We start from the raw sequence: 19,914 nt of genomic DNA, 5'->3' as shown, positions 1-19,914 counted from the left end.
CCTCAGCAGATGCTCAGGCGGAATGCTACGTCGCCGCCGGTCTGCACCGCGCGGGAGTCGATGTCCGACCACTCCATGAAGCGGACGGTGAAGCGGTGGGGGCTGCCGCTGATCTCCGGAAACAGCGTGCTGCCCGGCGGCAGCGACACGCGCAGCAGGCGGCAGGGATTGTCCTTCGCGATCGTGTCCTGATACATGCCGCCCGTCGCGGTGCGCTCCTGGGGGATGGCGCTCTCGCGGATCAGCCACATCAGCTCCAGCACGGCATCGCACACGGGACGGATCACCTTCAGCCAGCTCTCGAGATTCTCCATGCGCTGTTCCCACGGCTGGCGCAGCCAGTGGCTGTAGTCGGGCAGGTCGAACTCGCAGGTGCCGCCGGGGATGGCGCTGCGGTGCTTGATCGAGCTCAGGAACTCGCATTCCTTCAGCGGCTGCAGAAAGTGCGGGCCGGTGCGGCTGACCTCGCCGCGGGCCTGCTCCAGATTGCCGAGCAGCGTGCGCAGGCGGCCCATGTCCACACCGGGCTGGCTGCGGTAGCCCTCCAGCGTTCCCAGCTGGCGTTCCAGCTCCTTCATCACCTCGCTGCGGACGTCGCCGCGGGTAAGGATGGAGGTGATCTCCAGCAGGCTCGAGATGGCGGCGCGGGTGCCCCAGTCGGATTCGGTCTCGCAGTGATAGAGCGTCTGCTGGTAAAGGAACTCCAGCCGCAGGAACGTTCGCATGCGCTCGCTCAGCGGCTGCTCGTACTCCACCCGCTGCCTGGCGGTTTCGGGTGCGGTATCTTCTCTGGCGACTTGCGGCATCCGGCTATTCTGCGCCAGCGGACGCGGCCAGGGCAAATGTCCTGTCAGCACAGGCTTTTGTGCGATGACCGTGTGGCCCCGGGTGTCGCAGAGTCGCGACAGTCAGTCTTCGTCCGCCCGGGCCAGTGCCAGATAGCGGTTGTGCAGGTGCTCGACCTGGCGCCGGGTGTCTTCCAGCGAGCCGGCGTTGTCGACCACGTCGTCGGCCGCATCGAGTCGCGACTCGCGGTCGGTCTGGGAGCGCATCATCGCCTCGGCGGTCTCGGCCGACTCGCCGTCTCGCTCCATCAGTCGCTGCCGCTGCACCTCCGGCGGGCAGTCTACGACCAGCACCCGGTCCACCAGGGCGCCGAAACCCGATTCCACCAGCAGGGGGACCACGATGACCTGATACGGGCCGCCGGCGTTGTGCATGCGCCGCAGCGTCTCGTCCCGGATGCGGGGATGGGTGATCGCCTCGAGGCGCTGCCGGGCACCGTCCTCGGTGAACACGCGCTCGCGCAGCGCGCGGCGGTCCAGGCTGCCGTCGGCTTTCAATACGTCTTCGCCGAACTCCTCGACGATCTCGGCCAGCGCCGGTCGGCCCGGCTGCACCACTTCCCGGGCGATGCGGTCCGTGTCGATGACCGGTGCGCCCAGCTTCGCGAACATGTCGGAGACGGCCGTCTTGCCGCTGGCGATGCCGCCGGTCAGGCCGATGCGCAGAATGTCGTCTGCGGACGGATGTCGGGTCATGGTCTGTTCAGCCCTGCCACATGCCGAGGTAAGCGTCGATGATCTCGCGTCCATACAGTAGCGCGATCCACCCCGCCGCCGCCAGATAGGGACCGAAGGGAATCGGCACGTCCCGGCCGCGGCGGGTGAAGACCATGAGCGCGATGCCGACGACCGCGCCAACGGCGGCCGAGAGCAGGATGATCAGGGGCAGCATCTGCCAGCCGAGCCAGGCGCCGAGGGCCGCCAGCAGCTTGAAGTCGCCGTAGCCCATCCCTTCCTTGCCGGTCACGATGCGGAACAGGTGATACACCGACCACAGTGAAAGATAGCCGGCGGCCGCACCGATGATCGCTTCGCGCGGCGTCTGGAACAGCACCGTGCCGCCGGCCGTCTCGTGCCAGAGCGACAGGAGCAGGCCGAGCCAGAGGAGCGGCAGCGTCAGAGAGTCCGGCAGCAATTGGTGATCGATGTCGATCACGGCCAGCGCGATCAGCGTCCAGGTGAAGACCAGCGCCGCGACGGCCTCCGGTGTGACGCCGAAGCGCCAGGCGATGAGCACCGAGGCCAGCGCGGTGAAGCCCTCGACCACCGGGTAGCGCAGGCCTATGGGAGTAGAGCACTCCGCGCAGCGGCCGCGCAGCAACACGTAGCTCAGGATTGGGACGTTCTGCCAGGCACGGACGACGGCCCCGCATTTCGGACAGCGGGAGCGGGGTACTACCAGGTTGAACGGCTCGGCGGGTTCTTCGTCCCGACCCTCGACGGCGGCGGCCTGGGCGCGCCACTCGCGTTCCATCATCACGGGCAAGCGCAGGATGACCACGTTCAGGAAGCTGCCGATCAGCAGGCTGAGTAGACCGACGACGGTCAGCCACAGCGCCGGCATGCTGCTGAGGAGTTCTACCAGGCTCATCGGGATCCTCCGGCGGGCCCGGTCGGCGAGTCAGTGCGCGAGAGTGCGCCGATCCAGCGCGTCAGACCACCGAACCCATCTTGAAGATCGGCAGGTACATCGCGACCACGAGACCGCCGACCAGCACACCGAGGATGGCCATGATCAGCGGCTCCAGCAGGCTGCTCATGCTGTCCACCGCTGCGTCCACGTCTTCCTCGTAGAAGTCGGCGACCTTGGCCGACATGGTGTCGAGCTGACCGGACTCCTCGCCGACGGCGATCATCTGGATCACCATATTCGGGAATAGATCCGTGTTCTCCATGGATTGCTGCAGGCGCTGACCGGTGGCGACCTCGTCACGCATCCGCATCACACCTTCCTCGTACACGATGTTGCCACAAGCGCCTGCGACCGATTCCAGCGCCTCCACCAGCGGCACGCCGGCGCTGAACATGGTGGACAGCGTGCGGGCGTAGCGGGCGATGGCGGACTTCTCCAGGATCGGGCCGACAACCGGAAACTTCAGGCTCAGGCGGTCGAGGAAATGACGCATGGCTCGCGATCGCTTCTTGAAATAGAGAAACGCGGATACCGCTGCAATTAGCCCTATCAACAACAGCCAACCTTTGTCGCGGACGAAATTCGAGAGGTCCACGACCATGCGGGTAAACCCTGGCAGATCTGCGCCGAAGCCCTTGAACAAGTCCTCGAAGGCCGGGATTACGAAGATCAGCAGGATCACGGTCACGATGACTGCGACCGCGACCACCGCTGCCGGATAAAACAGCGCCTTCTTGATCTTCTTCTTGATCGCCTCCGTCTTCTCCTTGTAGGTGGCGATCTTGTCCAGTAGCGTTTCGAGCGCACCGGCCTGCTCCCCGGCCTCGACCAGGTTGACGAAGAGGTCGTCGAAATAGAGCGGATGCTTGGCCAGTGCCTCGTGCAGGGACGCGCCGCCCTCGACGTCGGCCTTGATGGCGAGGATCAGCTTCTGCATGGCCTCGTTCTCATGGCCGTTGCCGACGATCTCGAAGGCCTGAACCAGCGGGATACCGGCCGACAGCATGGTGGCCAGCTGGCGGCTGAAGATCGCGATATCCGCGGTCGTGATCTTGCTCTGGCCGCTGAACAGTTTCTGCTGCTTGCGGATGCGGCTCGGCACGACGCCCTGGCGGCGGAGTTCCGCCCGCACCGCCGCCTCGCTGGCGGCCAGGGTCTTGCCCTTGATCTTGTTGCCGCGGCGGTCCGTGCCTTCCCAGTTGAACGGGGTGGTCTTGAGTGCTGCTTCAGCCATGATTCCGTATCCAGACTGTTCCTGTCGTTACGTTGCGGTCGGCATTATCATTCGACCGTCACCCGGTTGATTTCTTCCAGTCCCGTCAGGCCGTTGATGACTTTCTGAAGGCCGGCGCGCCGCAGGTCCCAGACGCCTTCCTTCGCGGCCTGTTCCGCGATCATCATCGCATTGCCTTCGTCCATGATGATCCTGCCGATGGTTTCCGTGACTTCCATGACCTGGAAGATGCCGAGGCGGCCTTTGTAGCCGTCCGTACACAGATTGCAGCCCACGGGGCCGAAGATCGTGATGCCCTTTGCGACCTCTTCCTCGGTGAAGCCTTCCTTCAGGAGCGCGGCATCGGGTATGTCCTTCTGCTCCTTGCAGTTGTCGCACAGGCGTCTTGCGAGGCGCTGGGCGATGATCAGGCTGACGGAGGAGGCGATGGCATATGGCTTCACACCCATGTCCACGAGACGAGTCAGTGTCTTCGGTGCGTCATTGGTGTGCAGGGTGGAGAGCACCAGGTGACCCGTCTGGGCCGCCTTGATCGCGATCTCTGCGGTCTCGAGGTCACGAATCTCGCCAACCATGATGACGTCGGGGTCCTGGCGGAGGAAGGCCTTCAGGGCCGAAGCAAACGTCAGGCCCACCTTCGGGTTCACGTTAACCTGGTTGATGCCGGGCAGGTTGATCTCCGCGGGGTCTTCCGCGGTGGAGATGTTCCGGTCCTCGGTGTTGAGGATGTTGAGTCCCGTGTAGAGCGAGACGGTCTTACCGCTGCCGGTGGGGCCCGTCACGAGGATCATCCCGTACGGCTTGTTCAGGTGCTTGAGGTAAAGCTCTTTCTGCTGCTCTTCGTAACCCAGTGCATCGATGCCCAGCTTGGCACTGGACGGATCGAGGATACGCAGGACGATCTTCTCGCCGAACAGGGTAGGGCACGTGTTCACACGGAAGTCGATCGCCCGGTTCTTCGACAGCCGCATCTTCATGCGGCCGTCCTGTGGCACGCGGCGTTCCGCGATGTCCAGCCGGGACATGACCTTCAGTCGGGCGCAGACCTTGCCGGCGAGTCCCGCGGGCGGCTGGGCGATCTCCTTTAGCACGCCGTCCTGCCGGGTACGCACTCGGAAGTACTTCTCGTAAGGCTCGAAGTGGATGTCCGAGGCGCCCCGCTTGATCGCGTCGAGAAGTACCTTGTTGACGAAGCGGACGACCGGCGCGTCTTCGATTTCGTCCCGGCTGATATCGTCCTGATCTTCGTCGACGCCACTCGAGACCTCGAGGTTGTCCAGGTCGTCGAAGTCCTCATCGTCGAACGCCGTCATCCGCGTGTCGACGGCTTCCAGCGCCTTGGAGACCTGTTCCTCGAGCTTGTCCTGCTCAACGACGACAGGATCGACCCGCAGGCCGGTCTGGAACTTGATCTCGTCTATCGCCTGCAGATCGGTCGGGTCCGCGACACCGAGGAACAGGCGTTTGCCACGCAGGATGAGCGGGATCACCCGGTGCTTGTTCAGGAGCTTCTGGTCGACCGAGCGGACCGTATCGAGGTCGACGTCGATGGCATCCAGGTCCAGCAGCGGGACGCCGAATTCATGCGAGGCGGCGATCGCTATCGCACGTGCGTCGGCCAGATTGGATGTGACCAGGTGGGCAACCAGGGAGATTTTGGCGTTGCGGGCATCGTCGGAGGCCTGGCTCACCACGTCCTCGGAGACAATACCATCCTGGACCAGCCTTCGCGGCAGGCCGGACAGAGTAGTCTGTGAGGCGGTTACGGCCATGGGCTGCGCCAATGCTCCCTATATACGCTCGACCCGGAGCACCATAGTCTCACCCATCTGCCGGGGGTGATCAACTTGGTTTTGTGCGCGTCGTCACAAATAAGGAACGGGTTGTGTGAAATTCACGCCAGGCACAGCTTCTGGCCCTAGAACAGCAGGTTGGGTGTACGTGCGGTGATGCCATGCCGCCTTTCATTCATCGTGATTCCCGTGGCTTAACGGCAGCTCGATGGCAGGTAGCGGGGAGGCACTGTCGTAACGCCGAGAAAGGCAGTATCTCCGGCTGCCTGCGTTCCCATGGGGGCAGTGCCGGGAATCGGCGCAGTGTTGCCGCAGATCCAGACTACACCGAGGTTATTTGTTTCGTACGGGATGAGATAAAGCGATGCACCGGCAATTGATGCGTTGGCGCGATTGCCGTAAGTGATAACAACAGTGCCGTTACGGACGTCCACGGACGTAACGTAGTTGCTGGACGTGTCTGTGGGATTCGCCGACATTCCGGCTTCGGTCCGATTGGCAGGAGGAGCACCGTCGTTCACAAAGGCATCAACGATCGGTGCTTTCGCATTCGTTGCCAGGTTTAGGCCGTCAGCCACTTGGGCCCGGATTGTGTAGGTCTGATACGAGGAGACCGCAATCGCTGCGAGGATCCCGATGATTGCGACTACGATCATCAGTTCGATCAATGTGAAACCAGATTCTCTGTGCATCGGCATCACGCTACCCGCTGTTGTTCATGGTTGCCGCCGAGCCAATTATGTTCGATTGACGGGGCGAAAGGAAAAGGGCCCCTCGCGGGGCCCTTCCTCGGTCGTCTTGCGCCGTTCGAATTACGGGCGGCAGGCAGACGGCAGATACTTCGCGTCAAACGACGGATCGGCATGCGCGGCAACAGCGCCCGCTGCTCCGGCTGCGGCCCCGGACGTGCCGAGCGGATCCGTCCCGGCGGGAGCCGCTGCGTAACCGCAACGCCATGCGATCGAAAGATCCGTGGTCTCGTACGGCGTGATCTGCAGCGTCTGGCCGCTGATTTGCGCGTTGGCCTCATTGCCATAGGTGATGATAATCGAACCGTTTGTGATGTTGATCCCGGTCACATACTTACCAGACGTATCTACGGCATTGGCAGTCATGCCGGCGTCAGTACGGTTCGTTGGCGGCATGCCTTCGTTGAGGAAGTCCTCAGCAACAGCCGCTTTTGCAGCTGCCGCCAGATTCAACCCTTCGGTAACCTGCGAGCGAATGGTGTAGTCCTGGTAAGCCGGGATAGCGATCGCGGCCAGAATGCCGATGATCGCAACCACGATCATCAGTTCGATAAGGGTGAAACCCTGCTGCACTTTCTTCATGTCCAATGTCTCCCTGAGGGGGTTGCCAAAACTTTTCCGAAAAATGGCGTCTCCGCCTGTGCGACAGGAAGCAAGTGTCGTGCCAACCGGGATCATCGCGATTCAAGTCACTGATTTTACAGAGCTTAGCCTTTAGCGGCCGGTTCTTTATGGTGAATCTTGGCGATCTCGATTGTCGCCAGGCTGCGACGTGTGTCAGAAGGTGACAATTCTCGTCACCCAATTGTCACCCCGGTCGTTACCCCTCTCGCGTTTCCGCCTGCTCCCTGCCGAGTGCCGAAGTCTAGCTATGGCTCGCGACCGCAGCGGGTCAGGAAATGCCCGCATCAGTCGATATTCAGCTTCTTGATGCGGTACCGCAGCTGGCGGAAGGTCAGCCCCAGCAGCTTCGCGGCAGCCGTCTTGTTGTAGCGGGTCTTCTCGAGCGCGTCGACGATCGCCTGGCGCTCGACGTCCTCGAGCTGGTCGCCCAGCGCCTCGGCGCGCGCAGCGGCCGCAGTCGGTGACACTTCCCCTTTCGACGTTGCCACCACAGGCCGCAGCTGCAGATCGCCGCTGTCGATGATGCCGTTCGGCGACAGCGTGACCGCCCGCTCCAGGATGTTTTCGAGTTCGCGAACGTTGCCCGGGAAGCCGTAGCTACACAGGGCTTCCAGTGCCCCGGGGGTCATCTCCGCCGGCTCGCCGCCCGACTCTCGGGCGAAGCGGGCGAGGATGGCCTCGGCCAGCAGCGGGATGTCCTCGGTGCGCTCGCGCAGGGGCGGGACCCGCAGCTCGATGACGTTGATGCGGTAGAAGAGGTCCTCGCGGAACTCGCCGCCGGCGACCATGGCTGCCAGGTCCCGGTGGGTGGCGCTGAGGATCCGCACGTCCACCGCCACCTCCCGCGGCGCGCCGACGGGCCGGATGGTCTTCTCCTGGATGAAGCGCAGCAGTTTCACCTGCATGGCCAGCGGCAGGTCGGCGATCTCGTCCAGGAAGAGGGTGCCACCGTCCGCGGTCTCGATGAGCCCTTTCTTGTCCGTCACCGCGCCGGTGAAGCTGCCCTTCTTGTGGCCGAAGAACTCGCTCTCCATGAGCTCGGCCGGAATGGCGCCGCAGTTCACCGGTACGAAGGGTCCTTCCTTGCGCGGACCGGATTCGTGGATCATGCGGGCGACCAGTTCCTTGCCGGTGCCGGACTCGCCGCAGATGTGCACGGGCGCCTGGCTGCGCGAGACCCGGGCAATCATGTCCCGGACCCGGTCGATGGCGGCGGAGCGGCCGAGCAGCTCCCGGCCGGCGTCGCCGCCGGCGGCGCCCAGCCGGATGGCGGCGCCGACGATATTGCGGAGATCCTTGACGTCCAGGGGCTTGGAGACGAAGTCGAAGGCGCCGAGTTTCAGCGCCTGCACGGCGGTCTCCACGCTGCCGTGGGCCGTGATCATGGCCACCGGCACGCCCGGCGTGTGGCTCTGCATCCACTCCACCAGCTCCAGTCCGTCGCCGTCGGGCAGGCGCATGTCGGTGAGGCAGAGGTCGAAGTCACCGCCACGGAGCTTCTTCTTGGCCGAGGCGACGTCGCCTGCCGTCTCGGTGGCGATGTCCATGCGGTTCAGGGTCATCGCGAGCAGCTCGCAGATGTCCGGCTCGTCGTCGACCACCAATGCCTGTACGTCTGTCGTCATGTCAGCTCTGCCAGCGGTTCGGGTCCGCGAATACAATGCGGAATACGCTGCCCCCGCCATTCCGCGGCCGGTAGGAGAGCGTGGCCCGGTTCAGTTCGCACAGTTCCCGCGAAATGTACAGACCGAGCCCGGTGCCTCCCTGCCGCGCAGTGAAGAAGGGCTCGAAAATCTTATCCACGGTGCCGGTCTCCACACCGTGACCCCGGTCAAGAACTTCCAGATAGGGCCGGTCGCCCGGTTCCACGCGGTCCGTGCGCAGTATCACCTCGATGCCGCCGGTCTCGCTCGCGTATTTCACGGCATTGTCGCAGAGATTCCAGAGCACCTGGCGGAGATGGCTGCGGTCCATGCGCACCTCGAGGTCGTCGTCGCCGGGCGCCACGGTGAGCTCGCCCTCGTTGAGCTGCAGCGTCTTGGCGAACTCCTGCACGAAATCCTCGAGCCAGGGCCGGAGCGCGAAACGCTCGGGCTGGCTGGTGTCGCGGCGTGAGAGCTGGAGGATGTTGTCGATGATGTGGCTGACCCGATCCGAGTGGGACAGGATGATCTCGATCAGCCGCTTCTCCTCGGCCGCGATGGCCGGGGACTCCTGCAGCAGCTGGCCGGCGTGGCTCATGGCTCCGACCGGGTTGCGGATCTCGTGGGCGATGCTGGCCGACAGCCGGCCGAGCGAGGCCAGCTTCGATTGCTGCACCCGCTCGGCCAGCAGGCTCGCGTCTTCGAGGAACACCAGCACCGGCCCGCGGCCCTCGCCGGTGCGGCCGAAGGGTGCGAGGTGCACGAGGATGGGCGTGCCGCCTTCCGGGTCGGTCATGGTGAATTCGGGTGGCGGCCCTTCCCGGTCCACCATGCGCCAGGCGCGCACGTGACGGTCGAGCTCCGGCGAGAGCATCGCCAGCTTCATGCCGGGCGAGAAGCTGTCCGCACGCAGCAGGTGGGCGGCGGACTCGTTGATGAGCCGCACCCGGTCGTCGGCGTCGATCACCACGATGCTCTCGCGGAGATGCTGCACGATGTACTGGTTGAGCTCGGCCATGTTGGCGAGGTCCACGCCCCGCTGGTGCGCGAGTTCCTCGCTTTCCTGGATGCGCCGCGCCAGCGGCCGCGCCGCCAGCGCCACGATGAAGATCACGGCGCCCAGGATGCCCGCGGCCGGGTAGGCGCCGGCGAGGGCGTCGCCCTGCAGCACGGTCAGCATCTGGCTGAACAGGATGCCGATGGCGGCGACGGCGGCGAAGAACAGGGACAGCCGGCCGGGCATCACCAGGCTGCCGCCGCCGACGAAGACGATGAGCAGGCCGCCGAGGCCGCTGGAGACGCCGCCGCTGGCGTACATCAGCAGCAGGATCGCGAGCACGTCGAGAGAGATCTGGGCGTAAATCTGCAGGCCGGCCACCGTGCGGCGCAGCCCCAGCAGCGTGAACGCCGCGACGATCAGGTATGCGGCGGCGGTACCGGGGAACAGCGCCGGATGCTCGGCACCCACCAGTCGGGGGTCGGTGTCGACGAAGAAGGCCAGCAGCGAGGCGGCAGCGATGAACAGGCGGAAGGCGGCGAGCGTTCCCAGCACCCGCCGGCCCAGTTCCGATGTGGCGCCGGCAGCCGCCCCCGGCATCGGATTCCCGTGCGATTCTTCGGCCATACGCCGTTCCTGACGCCCCTGTTGCCTGGCTGGCCATGCAGGAGGGCCTTCAGGCCGGATCCCGATTCGCATCGGGCCTGAAGGCCCTCCTACAGGTTTCGTTACGCGCCCATTGGGGCCGCATTGTAGTGGAAGCCGCCTTCTGACGGGGCTTTGCCAATCCTCGACCTTTGCCCCACAATACGCACCTCTTCCGCGGGCGGCCGCGAACCAGAACGCAGAAACCGGCCCGCGTCTCCCAACTGACAGTCCGGACGAACGATGAATCTGCACGAATATCAGGCCAAACGGCTGTTCGCCGATTACGGCATCCCCGTGCCCGAGGGCCGGCCCGCGGAGACGGCGGACGCCGCCGTGGCGGCCGCCGAGGAGCTCGGCGGCGATCTCTGGGTGGTGAAGGCCCAGGTCCATGCGGGCGGGCGCGGCAAGGCGGGGGGCGTGAAGCTCTGCCGCAGCGCCGACGAGGTACGCGAGGCCGCCGAGGGCATGCTCGGGACCCGCCTGGTCACCCACCAGTCCGGCCCCGAGGGGCTGCCGGTCAACGTGGTCTACGTGGAGTCCGGCTCGGCGATCGAGCGTGAGCTCTATCTCAGCATGCTGGTGGACCGGGAGGCGAAGCGCGTTGCCATCATCGCTTCGGCGGCCGGCGGCATGGACATCGAGGAAGTGGCGGAGAAAACGCCGGAGCAGATCTTCTCGGTCGCGGTCTCGCCCGCCGCCGGTCTGCAGCCCTACCAGATCCGCCGGCTCGGCTTCGGTCTCGGCCTCGACAAAGGCCAGCTGAAGCAGTTCGGCAGCCTGCTGAACAAGCTCTACGCCCTGTTCGAGGACAAGGACGCGAGCCTGCTGGAGATCAATCCGCTGATTGTCACCGGCGACGGCGACATCGTCGCACTGGACGCCAAGATCAACATCGAGGAGAACGCGCTGTTCCGGCAGAAATCCCTCGAGGAGATGCGTGATCCCTCTCAGGAGGACGACACCGAGCGCGAGGCCCGGGAACACGATCTCAGCTATGTCTCCCTCGGTGGCAACATCGCCTGCATGGTGAATGGCGCCGGACTCGCCATGGCGACGATGGACCTGATCAAGCTGCACGGCGGCGAGCCGGCCAACTTCCTGGACGTGGGTGGCGGCGCCACCGCCGAGCGCGTGGCCGAGGCCTTCAAGCTGATCCTCTCCAACGAGAGCGTGGAAGCGATACTCGTGAACATCTTCGGGGGCATCGTGCGCTGCGATCTCATCGCCGACGGCATCATCACCGCGGTAAAGGAGGTGGGTGTCGAGGTGCCCGTGGTGGCGCGTCTGGAAGGCACCAACGTCGAGCAGGGCCGCGAGAAGCTGGCCGGCAGCGGTCTGGACATCATCGCGGCATCGGATCTCACCGACGCGGCCAAGAAGGCCGTGGCGGCCGCCGGCTGACAGGAGCATCCATGAGCGTTCTAGTCGACAAGAATTCCCGCATCGTCTGCCAGGGCATCACCGGCAACCAGGGTTCTTTCCATACCGAGCAGTGCATCGCCTACGGCACCAACGTGGTGGCCGGCGTCACCCCGGGCCGCGGCGGCGAGGAGCACCTCGACGTGCCGGTGTTCAACACCATGCACGAAGCGGTGACCGAGACCGGCGCCGATGTCAGCATGATCTATGTGCCGGCGCCGTTCGCGGCCGATGCCATCCTGGAGGCGGCGGACTCGGGCGTGGGCCTGGTGGTCTGCATCACCGAGGGCATCCCGGTTCTGGACATGGTGAAGGTACGGGCCGCGCTGGCCGACTACGACTGCCGGCTGATCGGACCGAACTGCCCTGGCATCATCACGCCGGGGCAGGCGAAGATCGGCATCATGCCCGGCATGATCCACCAGGCCGGCCGCATCGGCGTGATCTCCCGCTCGGGCACGCTGACCTACGAGGCGGTCTATCAGACCACCCAGGCCGACCTCGGCCAGTCCACCTGCATCGGCATCGGCGGCGACCCGGTGCGCGGCATGGACTTCATCGACTGCCTCAAGCTGTTCGAGGCCGACCCCGAAACCGATGGCATCATCATGGTGGGCGAGATCGGCGGCACCGACGAGGAGGCCGCCGCGGCCTACATCGCCGACCACGTCTCCAAACCGGTGGTGGCCTACATCGCCGGCGTGACGGCGCCGCCGGGCAAGCGCATGGGCCACGCCGGCGCCATTGTCGCAGGCGGCAAGGGCACGGCGGAGGCCAAGTTCGAGGCGCTGGAGGAGGCCGGCGTCACCACGGTGCGCTCGCCGGCGGATCTCGGTTCCGCCATCGCCTCGGCGCTCGACGGCTGAGCCCCGTCGGGCTGCCGCCTGGCCCGCTGCCGACATGGCCGAGTCCCTGAAGCTCGTCCTCGCCCAACTGAATCCGGTGGTCGGAGGCGTCACCGACAACACGGAGCGGCTGCTCGCGACGGCCGCGCGCGCGCGGGACGAGCATGGCGCGGATCTCGTCGTCTTCCCGGAACTCTTCCTCTGCGGCTACCCGCCGGAGGATCTTCTGTTCCACTCCGGTCTGCGGCGTCAGATCGCCGCCGCGCTGGAGCGCATCCGCACCGAACTCGAGGGCGTCGCGGTGCTGGTGGGGTTCCCGGAGTACGACGGCGAGCGGCTGTACAACGCCGCGACCGTGATCGAGGACGGCCGGGAACTCGCCCGCTACCGCAAGCATCTGCTGCCCAACTACCGGGTGTTCGACGAGAAGCGCTATTTCACGCCTGGCGAGAAGCCGGCCGTGTTCCGCTTCCGCGGTACCCGCGTGGGTCTCACCATTTGCGAAGACATCTGGCAGCCCGGCCCGGCGCGGCTCGCGCGGGGCGCCGGCGCCGAGGTCATTCTGACCATCAATGGCTCGCCCTACGATACCGGCAGCCAGGAGAAACGTGAGCGCATGGGCTGCGCCCGTGCCGACGAGAACGGCGTGCCGCTGGTCTATCTGAATATGGTGGGCGGGCAGGACGAGCTGGTCTTCGACGGCGGCTCCTTCGTGGCCGACGCGAAGGGCAATCTCACCTTCCGGGCGCCGATGTTCGAGGAAGGACTCTTCCCGGTGGAGCTCCACATCGGCCGCCGTGCCATCGAGCCCGAGCCGCTGCCGCTCGCGGAGCTGCCCGGGGCGGAGGCGAGCGTGTATTCGGCGCTGGTGCTCGGCACCCGGGATTACGTGGACAAGCACGGCTTCCCCGGCGTGGTGCTGGGCCTGTCCGGCGGCATCGACTCCGCGCTGACCCTGGCCGTGGCGGTGGATGCGCTGGGCCCGGAGCGGGTGCAGGCGGTGATGATGCCTTACCGCTACACGGCGGAAATCAGCCGTACGGACGCGGCCGCCCAGGCCGTGGGCCTCGGCGTGCGCTACGACGTCATCTCCATCGAGCCGATGGTGGACGCCACCCTCGCCCAGCTGGCGCCCCTGTTCGAGGGGCTGCCGCCGGACGCGACGGAGGAGAACATCCAGTCCCGCTGCCGGGGCATCCTGCTGATGGCCATCTCGAACAAGACCGGCCGCATGCTGCTCACCACCGGCAACAAGTCGGAGATGGCGGTGGGCTACGCCACCCTGTACGGCGACATGGCGGGCGGGTTCGCGCCTCTGAAGGACTGCGCCAAGACCCTGGTCTACCGGCTGGCCCGCTATCGTAATTCCTGCAAGTCCGGCAACAGCCGCTCGCCGGTGATTCCGGAGCGGGTGATTACCCGGCCGCCGTCGGCCGAACTCAAGCCCGGCCAGCAGGACACGGACTCGCTGCCGCCCTACGAGGAGCTGGACCCCATCCTTGCCGCGTTCATCGAGGAGGACCTGTCGGTAGAGGAGATTGCCGCGCGGGGCTACGAGCGCGAGACGGTGCTGCGGGTGCTGAACATGGTGCGCCGGAGCGAGTACAAGCGCCGCCAGGCGCCGCCGGGCGTGCGCATCTCCACCCGGGCCTTCGGCCGGGACTGGCGCTACCCGATCACGTCGGGCTACCGATTCCCCGGCTAGACCACCCGGCCGGACGCCGGCGAGCGGATCAGCTGTCCGGGAAGTTCTCCGCGAGCACCCGGCGGGTGTCGGCGGCCAGCTCGTCCAGATCCAGCTTCTCGTAGGCGCGCACCATGATCTCCAGCGACTTCTTGTTCGCCGGCGTGCCGTTGTATTCCTCCAGCGCCGTCTTGGCCCGGTTCAGCGCCGCGATCCAGGCGCCCCGGCGGAGGTAGTACTCGGCCACGTGGTTCTCGTAGGACGCCAGCCGGTTTTTCAGGAAGATCATGCGCTGGGTGGCATCCGCGGCGTAATCGCTGGTGGGATAGCGTTCCACCAGCCGCTTGAAGGCCGCGAAGGAGCGGCGGGTGTCGGTGGGCGGCCGGTCCGTGCGGTCGACCCCGAAAGTCCGGTCCAGGAGGCTGGGCTCCTTGTCGAACCAGGTCAGCCCCTGCAGGTAGAGTGCGTAGTCCACCCGCGGGTGGGTGGGATTCTCGCGCATGAACTGATCCGCGGCGTCTATGGCCTGCTCGCTACGGCCGCTCTTGTAGTAGGCGTAAATCAGGTCGATCTGGGACTGCTTGCCGAACTCGGTGAACGGGAAGCGGGCCTGGATCTGCTCGAAGATGGCGATGGCCTGGCGGTAATTGCCGTTGGCCATGGAGCGCTGGCCGCGCTCGTAGACTTCTTCCACCGCGCCCTGCTCGCGCTCGGGCCCGTCGGTGCCGCAGGCGACGGCCGCCAGGGCGAGACACACGACCAGCAGCAGCCGGGTTACAGTGCCCGACCGTGCGGAGAGGGCCGCGGAAACCGTGCCGGCGACCGGGATGGAAAGAGAGGGCGGGATGGCTTGGCGCATAATGCTCGGCATAGTCGGCGGAGTATAACGTAAACTGCCCGGCTTACCCGAGGCCCCCCGATGACGGAGACAGCACAGACACAGAGGCAGCAGGTCCCCGAGTCGCTGGCCGGCAAGCGGATGGACCAGGCGCTCGCGCAGATGTTCCCCCAGTACTCCCGCAGCCGGCTGAAGGAGTGGCTGCTGGCCGGCCTCATCACCGTGGACGGCCGCGGCTGCCGCCCGCGGGATGCGGTGAGTGGCGGCGAGACCGTGGAGCTGAATGCGGTGGTCGAGCCGGAGACCCGTGTGGAGGCGGAGCCGGTCGTCTTCCGGGTGGTGCACGAGGACCCGGGTCTGATCGTCGTGGAAAAGCCTGCCGGTCTCGTCGTGCATCCGGGTGCCGGCAACCGGGAAGGCACCCTGCAGAACGGCCTGCTGCATCGCTACCCGGAGCTCGCCTCCGTGCCCCGTGCGGGCATCGTGCATCGGCTGGACAAGGACACCAGCGGGCTGATGCTGGTGGCGCGCACGGTGGAGGCCCACACGGCGCTCGTCCGCGCGCTGGGGAGTCGCAACATCCGCCGTGAGTACCGGGCCGTGTGCCGGGGCGTGCTGACGGCGGGCGGCACGATCGACGCGCCCATCGACCGCCATCCGGTCCAGCGCACCCGCATGGCGGTGCGAGAGGGCGGCCGGCCGGCGGTAAGCCACTACCGGGTGGTCGAGCGCTTCGTGGCGCACACCGACGTCCGCGTGCGCCTCGAGACCGGCCGCACCCACCAGATCCGCGTGCACTTCGCCCACATCCGTCATCCGTTGCTGGGCGACCCGGTGTACGGCGGCCGCCTGCAGCTGCCGCCGGGGGCCGACGAGGCGCTCACGGCAACGCTCCGCAACTTCCGCCGCCAGGCGCTGCACGCCGAGTCGCTGGCCCTCGAACATCCGTCGACCGGCGAAGAACTGGCGTTCTCCTCGCCGCTGCCGGACGATCACGCCGCGCTGATCGCGGCGTTGCGAGCCCACCGGGAGCGGGTGGAGGCCGGCTGATGGACATCATCCGACCCGACTGGGAAGCGCCGGCTGCCGTCGCCGCCGCGGCCACCACCCGTGCCGGCGGCGTGAGTACGGGCCCCTACGCCGCTCTGAATCTCGGCGCCCACGTCGGCGACGACCCGGCGGCCGTGGCGGAGAACCGGCGCCGGCTGGTCGAGGCGCTGGATCTGCCTGGTGAGCCGGCTTGGCTCGCCCAGGTGCATGGCACCCGGGTGGTGGAGGCACGGCCCGACGGCACGCCGGCGGAGGCTGACGCCGCCGTGACCCGCGAGCCGGGCGTGGTCTGCGCCGTGCTCACGGCCGACTGCCTGCCGGTGTTGCTCGCCAGCCGCCGCGGCGACGAGGTGGCGGCCGTGCATGCCGGCTGGCGCGGACTCGCGGACGGCGTCGTCGAGGCGGCCCTGGCCGCGATGACGACCCCACCGACCGAGGTCCTCGCCTGGCTCGGCCCCGCCATCGCCCAGCCCGCCTTCGAGGTGGGCGGCGAGGTGCGAGAGCGGTTCATCGCCCGTGATGTGGTCAACGCCGCCTTCTTCGCCCCCAACGACCAGGGCCGCTGGCAGGCGGACCTGGCAGGGCTCGCCCGGCGGGAGCTCGAGGCTGCCGGCGTGACGGTCAGCGGCGGGGAGTTCTGCACCCACGACGAGGCCGAACGCTTCTTCTCCTACCGGCGCGACGGCGACTGCGGCCGTCAGGCCACGCTGGTGTGGATCCGGAGCTGACGGCCCGGCGGCGGGGCGGCAGCGGAGGCAGCCGAGGCCGCGCCGGCGCTTGAAACCGCGGCTTCCGGCACCATTTCCGAACCAGTTGAGGACATCCCGATCCGGGGGACCAGCCCATGCGAATGGACAAACTGACAAGCAAATTCCAGATGGCGCTCGCCGATGCCCAGTCGCTGGCGGTCGGACAGGACCACCAGTTCATCGAGCCGGTGCATCTGATGGTTGCGCTGCTGGACCAGCAGGGCAGCACCGTGCGCAGCCTGCTGACCCGCGCCGGCGCCAACGTCAACATGCTGCGCTCCCAGCTCGGCGAGGCCATCGACCGGCTGCCGAGCGTGGAGGGCACCGGCGGCGAGGTGCATCTGTCGAACGACCTCGGCAAGCTGCTGAACGTCACCGACAAGCTGGCCCAGGAGCGCAACGACCAGTACATCTCTAGCGAGCTGTTCGTGCTGGCGGCGGTCGAAGACAAGGGCGCGCTGGGCAAGATTCTCGCCGAGGCGGGCGTGGTGAAGGGCGCGCTCACGAAAGCCATCGAGGAGATGCGCGGCGGCGCCCAGGTGAACGACCCCAACGCCGAGGACACCCGCCAGGCGCTCGAAAAATACACGATCGACCTCACCGAACGGGCCGAGCAGGGCAAGATCGACCCCATCATCGGCCGTGACGACGAGATCCGCCGCACCATCCAGATACTGCAGCGCCGGACCAAGAACAACCCGGTGCTGATCGGCGAGCCGGGCGTCGGCAAGACCGCGATTGTGGAGGGCCTCGCCCAGCGCATCGTGGACGGCGAGGTGCCGGAGGGCCTGAAGGGCAAGCGCATCCTGTCGCTGGACATGGGCGCGCTGATCGCCGGCGCGAAGTTCCGCGGCGAGTTCGAGGAACGCCTGAAGGCCGTGCTGAACGACCTCTCCAAGCAGGAGGGGCAGATCATCCTGTTCATCGACGAGCTGCACACCATGGTGGGCGCCGGCAAGGCCGAGGGCTCCATGGACGCCGGCAACATGCTGAAGCCTGCGCTCGCACGCGGCGAGCTGCACTGCGTGGGCGCGACCACCCTGGACGAATATCGCCAGTACGTGGAGAAGGACGCAGCGCTGGAGCGCCGCTTCCAGAAGGTGCTGATCTCCGAGCCGACGGTGGAGGACACCATCGCCATCCTGCGCGGGCTCAAGGAGCGCTACGAGGTGCACCACGGCGTCGAGATCACCGACCCGGCGATTGTCTCGGCGGCGACGCTGTCCCACCGCTACATCACCGACCGCAAGCTGCCCGACAAGGCGATCGACCTGGTGGACGAGGCGGCTTCGCGCATCCGCATCGAGATCGACTCCAAGCCGGAGGCGATGGACCGTCTGGAGCGCCGCATCATCCAGCTGAAGATCGAGCGCGAGGCGCTGAAGAAGGAATCCGACGAGGCCTCGCGCCGGCGGCTGGACGACCTGGAAGAACAGCTGACCGACCTCGAGAAGCAGTACTCCGATCTCGAAGAGGTCTGGAAGTCCGAGAAGGCGGCCATGCAGGGCACCACCCATCTCAAGGAGGAGCTGGAGCGGGCACGCCTGGAGCTGGAGACGGCGCGCCGCGCCGGCGACCTCACCCGCATGTCCGAGCTGCAGTACGGCAGGATCCCGGAACTCGAGCGCCAGCTGGAGAGTGCCGCCGATTCCGAGCAGACGGCCAAGCCCACGCTGGTCCGCAACAAGGTCACCGAGGAAGAGGTGGCCGAGGTCGTGTCCAAGTGGACCGGCATCCCGGTCTCGAAGATGCTGGAGGGCGAGAAGGAGAAGCTCCTGCAGATGGAGGAGGCGCTCAGGACCCGCGTCGTCGGCCAGGACGAGGCCGTGGTAAGCGTGTCGAACGCCATCCGCCGCTCCCGCGCCGGGCTCTCCGACCCGCGCCGGCCCATCGGCTCGTTCCTGTTCCTGGGCCCGACCGGCGTCGGCAAGACCGAGCTCACCAAGGCCCTGGCGGAGTTCCTGTTCGACACGGACGAGGCCATGGTGCGCCTCGACATGTCCGAGTTCATGGAGAAGCACTCGGTCGCGCGCATGATCGGCGCGCCGCCGGGCTACGTGGGCTACGAGGAGGGCGGCTACCTCACCGAGGCGGTACGGCGCCGGCCCTATTCGGTGATCCTGCTCGACGAGGTCGAGAAGGCCCACCCGGATGTCTTCAACATCCTGCTGCAGGTGCTGGACGACGGGCGGCTCACCGACGGCCACGGCCGCACGGTGGACTTCCGCAACACCGTCATCGTCATGACCTCGAACCTGGGCTCTCAGCGCATCCAGGAGCTCGCCGGCGAGGAGAACTACGCGAAGATGAAGGGCGAGGTGATGGAGGTGGTCTCCCAGCACTTCCGGCCCGAGTTCATCAACCGGGTGGACGACGTGGTGGTGTTCCATCCGCTCGGCCGCGAGCATATCCGGCGCATCGTCGACATCCAGCTCGGCTACCTGCACGCGCGTCTCGCCGACCGCGACATGGAGCTGGAACTCACCGACGCCGCGCGAGACCAGCTCGCCGAGGCCGGCTTCGACCCCGTGTACGGCGCGCGGCCGCTGAAGCGCGCCATCCAGCAGCGCATCGAGAATCCGCTGGCCCAGCGTATCCTCGCCGGCGAATTCGCGCCGGGCGACACGATCCTGGCGGACGTCTCGGGGGACGAGATCGTGTTCCGCACGTCGGATGCCCCCAAGGCCATGGCAGGCTGAGCCGGAGGACGAAAACCGGTTCCCGTGGCGACAGCGGCTATAATCGGCGCCCCCGGTGTCTCCGGGGGCGTTCTTCGTGGAGAGAGACGACATGCCTATCTATGAGTATGTGTGCAAGAGCTGCGGGCACGAACTCGACGCCCTGCAGAAGATGAGTGACGACCCGCTGACCGACTGCCCCGACTGCGGCGAGGCGGCGCTGAAGCGCAAGATCTCGGCGCCCCGCTTCCGTCTCAAGGGCAGCGGCTGGTACGAGACCGACTTCAAGACCGACAAGGACAAGAAGCGCAATCTGGCCGACGGCGGTGGCAGCGGCGGCGACAGCGAGAAGAAGTCCGGCGGTGACGGCGACAAGAAGTCGGACAGCAAGCCGGAGAGCAAACCCGAGAAGAAGGCGAGCGACGGCAAGGCGGCCGGCTCGACCGGCGGCGCGGCGGCCTGAACCGGGGCGGGACCGGTGGAGC

The 19,914-nt window shown here is 66.7% G+C and carries 17 protein-coding genes; 7 read left to right on the top strand and 10 right to left on the bottom strand.

Annotated elements, in window-relative coordinates:
* Positions 1 to 2: 2 nt before the first annotated feature.
* The 9 genes from zapD to ACJMKZ_RS04970 all read right to left on the bottom strand — a co-directional run bounded on the left by zapD (position 3) and on the right by ACJMKZ_RS04970 (position 10,145).
* Positions 3 to 806 carry a cell division protein ZapD gene (gene zapD / locus ACJMKZ_RS05010; protein ID WP_405232097.1) on the bottom strand — a complete coding sequence of 268 codons (804 nt, stop codon included), beginning with the start codon at positions 804 to 806 and terminating at the stop codon, positions 3 to 5.
* Between the two features lie 102 nt (positions 807 to 908).
* Positions 909 to 1,541 (bottom strand): dephospho-CoA kinase, encoded by a 633-nt coding sequence (coaE, locus tag ACJMKZ_RS05005; RefSeq protein WP_405232096.1) that lies wholly within the window; start codon positions 1,539 to 1,541, stop codon positions 909 to 911.
* Between the two features lie 7 nt (positions 1,542 to 1,548).
* Complete coding sequence (locus tag ACJMKZ_RS05000; protein WP_405232095.1) at positions 1,549 to 2,436, bottom strand: prepilin peptidase; 888 nt, start codon at positions 2,434 to 2,436, stop codon at positions 1,549 to 1,551.
* Positions 2,437 to 2,497: 61 nt separating this feature from the next.
* Positions 2,498 to 3,712, bottom strand: a complete 1,215-nt coding sequence (locus ACJMKZ_RS04995) for a type II secretion system F family protein (RefSeq protein WP_405232094.1) — start codon at positions 3,710 to 3,712, stop codon at positions 2,498 to 2,500.
* 47 nt (positions 3,713 to 3,759) lie between these two features.
* The gene (pilB, locus tag ACJMKZ_RS04990) at positions 3,760 to 5,484 is read right to left on the bottom strand and encodes a type IV-A pilus assembly ATPase PilB (protein WP_405232093.1); all 1,725 of its coding nucleotides are present in this window, start codon (positions 5,482 to 5,484) and stop codon (positions 3,760 to 3,762) included.
* Between the two features lie 215 nt (positions 5,485 to 5,699).
* Positions 5,700 to 6,203, bottom strand: a complete 504-nt coding sequence (locus ACJMKZ_RS04985; protein ID WP_405233136.1) for a pilin — start codon at positions 6,201 to 6,203, stop codon at positions 5,700 to 5,702.
* Between the two features lie 114 nt (positions 6,204 to 6,317).
* Complete coding sequence (locus ACJMKZ_RS04980; protein ID WP_405232092.1) at positions 6,318 to 6,836, bottom strand: pilin; 519 nt, start codon at positions 6,834 to 6,836, stop codon at positions 6,318 to 6,320.
* Between the two features lie 326 nt (positions 6,837 to 7,162).
* On the bottom strand, positions 7,163 to 8,503 hold the full coding sequence (locus ACJMKZ_RS04975) for a sigma-54-dependent transcriptional regulator (protein WP_405232091.1): 1,341 nt from the start codon (positions 8,501 to 8,503) through the stop codon (positions 7,163 to 7,165).
* 1 nt (position 8,504) lies between these two features.
* The gene (locus ACJMKZ_RS04970; RefSeq protein ID WP_405232090.1) at positions 8,505 to 10,145 is read right to left on the bottom strand and encodes a sensor histidine kinase; all 1,641 of its coding nucleotides are present in this window, start codon (positions 10,143 to 10,145) and stop codon (positions 8,505 to 8,507) included.
* Between the two features lie 261 nt (positions 10,146 to 10,406).
* Between ACJMKZ_RS04970 and sucC the strand changes: the two genes are divergently transcribed.
* The 3 genes from sucC to ACJMKZ_RS04955 are packed head-to-tail and all read left to right on the top strand — an operon-like array spanning position 10,407 to position 14,135.
* Positions 10,407 to 11,567: an ADP-forming succinate--CoA ligase subunit beta gene (sucC, locus tag ACJMKZ_RS04965; RefSeq protein WP_405232089.1), complete on the top strand. Its 1,161-nt coding sequence runs from the start codon at positions 10,407 to 10,409 to the stop codon at positions 11,565 to 11,567.
* Positions 11,568 to 11,578: 11 nt separating this feature from the next.
* Positions 11,579 to 12,451 carry a succinate--CoA ligase subunit alpha gene (gene sucD / locus ACJMKZ_RS04960; protein WP_405232088.1) on the top strand — a complete coding sequence of 291 codons (873 nt, stop codon included), beginning with the start codon at positions 11,579 to 11,581 and terminating at the stop codon, positions 12,449 to 12,451.
* A gap of 34 nt (positions 12,452 to 12,485) precedes the next feature.
* A complete protein-coding gene (locus ACJMKZ_RS04955; protein ID WP_405232087.1) occupies positions 12,486 to 14,135 on the top strand; it encodes an NAD+ synthase in 1,650 nt (549 codons plus the stop codon).
* Positions 14,136 to 14,163: 28 nt separating this feature from the next.
* On the opposite strand, the gene ACJMKZ_RS04950 is transcribed toward ACJMKZ_RS04955, so the two are convergent.
* Positions 14,164 to 14,973, bottom strand: coding sequence for an outer membrane protein assembly factor BamD (locus tag ACJMKZ_RS04950; RefSeq protein ID WP_405232086.1), 810 nt, complete (start codon positions 14,971 to 14,973; stop codon positions 14,164 to 14,166).
* Positions 14,974 to 15,033: 60 nt separating this feature from the next.
* Between ACJMKZ_RS04950 and rluD the strand changes: the two genes are divergently transcribed.
* The 4 genes from rluD (at position 15,034) to ACJMKZ_RS04930 (ending at position 19,892) form a co-directional block, all read left to right on the top strand.
* Positions 15,034 to 16,002 carry a 23S rRNA pseudouridine(1911/1915/1917) synthase RluD gene (gene rluD / locus ACJMKZ_RS04945; RefSeq protein ID WP_405232085.1) on the top strand — a complete coding sequence of 323 codons (969 nt, stop codon included), beginning with the start codon at positions 15,034 to 15,036 and terminating at the stop codon, positions 16,000 to 16,002.
* The gene (gene pgeF / locus ACJMKZ_RS04940) at positions 16,002 to 16,730 is read left to right on the top strand and encodes a peptidoglycan editing factor PgeF (protein WP_405232084.1); all 729 of its coding nucleotides are present in this window, start codon (positions 16,002 to 16,004) and stop codon (positions 16,728 to 16,730) included. The genes rluD and pgeF overlap by 1 nt, the downstream gene beginning before the upstream one ends.
* A 116-nt stretch (positions 16,731 to 16,846) precedes the next feature.
* Complete coding sequence (gene clpB / locus ACJMKZ_RS04935) at positions 16,847 to 19,450, top strand: ATP-dependent chaperone ClpB (protein WP_405232083.1); 2,604 nt, start codon at positions 16,847 to 16,849, stop codon at positions 19,448 to 19,450.
* A 91-nt stretch (positions 19,451 to 19,541) separates the two neighbouring features.
* On the top strand, positions 19,542 to 19,892 hold the full coding sequence (locus ACJMKZ_RS04930) for an FmdB family zinc ribbon protein (RefSeq protein ID WP_405232082.1): 351 nt from the start codon (positions 19,542 to 19,544) through the stop codon (positions 19,890 to 19,892).
* The last annotated feature ends 22 nt before the right edge of the window (positions 19,893 to 19,914 follow it).

The sequence above is a fragment of the Lentisalinibacter salinarum genome (genome assembly GCF_040706555.1).
GTDB lineage: Bacteria > Pseudomonadota > Gammaproteobacteria > Steroidobacterales > Woeseiaceae > Lentisalinibacter > Lentisalinibacter salinarum.
This window is presented reverse-complemented; position numbering and strand designations above follow the sequence as displayed.

What these genes read in the sequence shown, in the direction of transcription:
- ACJMKZ_RS04955 (WP_405232087.1), top strand. Translation starts at nt 12,486, where the DNA reads ATGGCCGAGTCCCTGAAGCTCGTCCTCGCCCAACTGAATCCGGTGGTC.
- pgeF (WP_405232084.1), top strand. Translation starts at nt 16,002, where the DNA reads ATGGACATCATCCGACCCGACTGGGAAGCGCCGGCTGCCGTCGCCGCC.
- coaE (WP_405232096.1), bottom strand. Translation starts at nt 1,541, where the DNA reads ATGACCCGACATCCGTCCGCAGACGACATTCTGCGCATCGGCCTGACC.
- ACJMKZ_RS04980 (WP_405232092.1), bottom strand. Translation starts at nt 6,836, where the DNA reads ATGAAGAAAGTGCAGCAGGGTTTCACCCTTATCGAACTGATGATCGTG.
- ACJMKZ_RS04995 (WP_405232094.1), bottom strand. Translation starts at nt 3,712, where the DNA reads ATGGCTGAAGCAGCACTCAAGACCACCCCGTTCAACTGGGAAGGCACG.
- ACJMKZ_RS04950 (WP_405232086.1), bottom strand. Translation starts at nt 14,973, where the DNA reads ATGCGCCAAGCCATCCCGCCCTCTCTTTCCATCCCGGTCGCCGGCACG.
- sucD (WP_405232088.1), top strand. Translation starts at nt 11,579, where the DNA reads ATGAGCGTTCTAGTCGACAAGAATTCCCGCATCGTCTGCCAGGGCATC.
- ACJMKZ_RS04985 (WP_405233136.1), bottom strand. Translation starts at nt 6,203, where the DNA reads ATGCCGATGCACAGAGAATCTGGTTTCACATTGATCGAACTGATGATC.
- clpB (WP_405232083.1), top strand. Translation starts at nt 16,847, where the DNA reads ATGCGAATGGACAAACTGACAAGCAAATTCCAGATGGCGCTCGCCGAT.
- zapD (WP_405232097.1), bottom strand. Translation starts at nt 806, where the DNA reads ATGCCGCAAGTCGCCAGAGAAGATACCGCACCCGAAACCGCCAGGCAG.
- ACJMKZ_RS04930 (WP_405232082.1), top strand. Translation starts at nt 19,542, where the DNA reads ATGCCTATCTATGAGTATGTGTGCAAGAGCTGCGGGCACGAACTCGAC.
- ACJMKZ_RS04970 (WP_405232090.1), bottom strand. Translation starts at nt 10,145, where the DNA reads ATGGCCGAAGAATCGCACGGGAATCCGATGCCGGGGGCGGCTGCCGGC.
- ACJMKZ_RS04975 (WP_405232091.1), bottom strand. Translation starts at nt 8,503, where the DNA reads ATGACGACAGACGTACAGGCATTGGTGGTCGACGACGAGCCGGACATC.
- ACJMKZ_RS05000 (WP_405232095.1), bottom strand. Translation starts at nt 2,436, where the DNA reads ATGAGCCTGGTAGAACTCCTCAGCAGCATGCCGGCGCTGTGGCTGACC.
- pilB (WP_405232093.1), bottom strand. Translation starts at nt 5,484, where the DNA reads ATGGCCGTAACCGCCTCACAGACTACTCTGTCCGGCCTGCCGCGAAGG.
- sucC (WP_405232089.1), top strand. Translation starts at nt 10,407, where the DNA reads ATGAATCTGCACGAATATCAGGCCAAACGGCTGTTCGCCGATTACGGC.
- rluD (WP_405232085.1), top strand. Translation starts at nt 15,034, where the DNA reads ATGACGGAGACAGCACAGACACAGAGGCAGCAGGTCCCCGAGTCGCTG.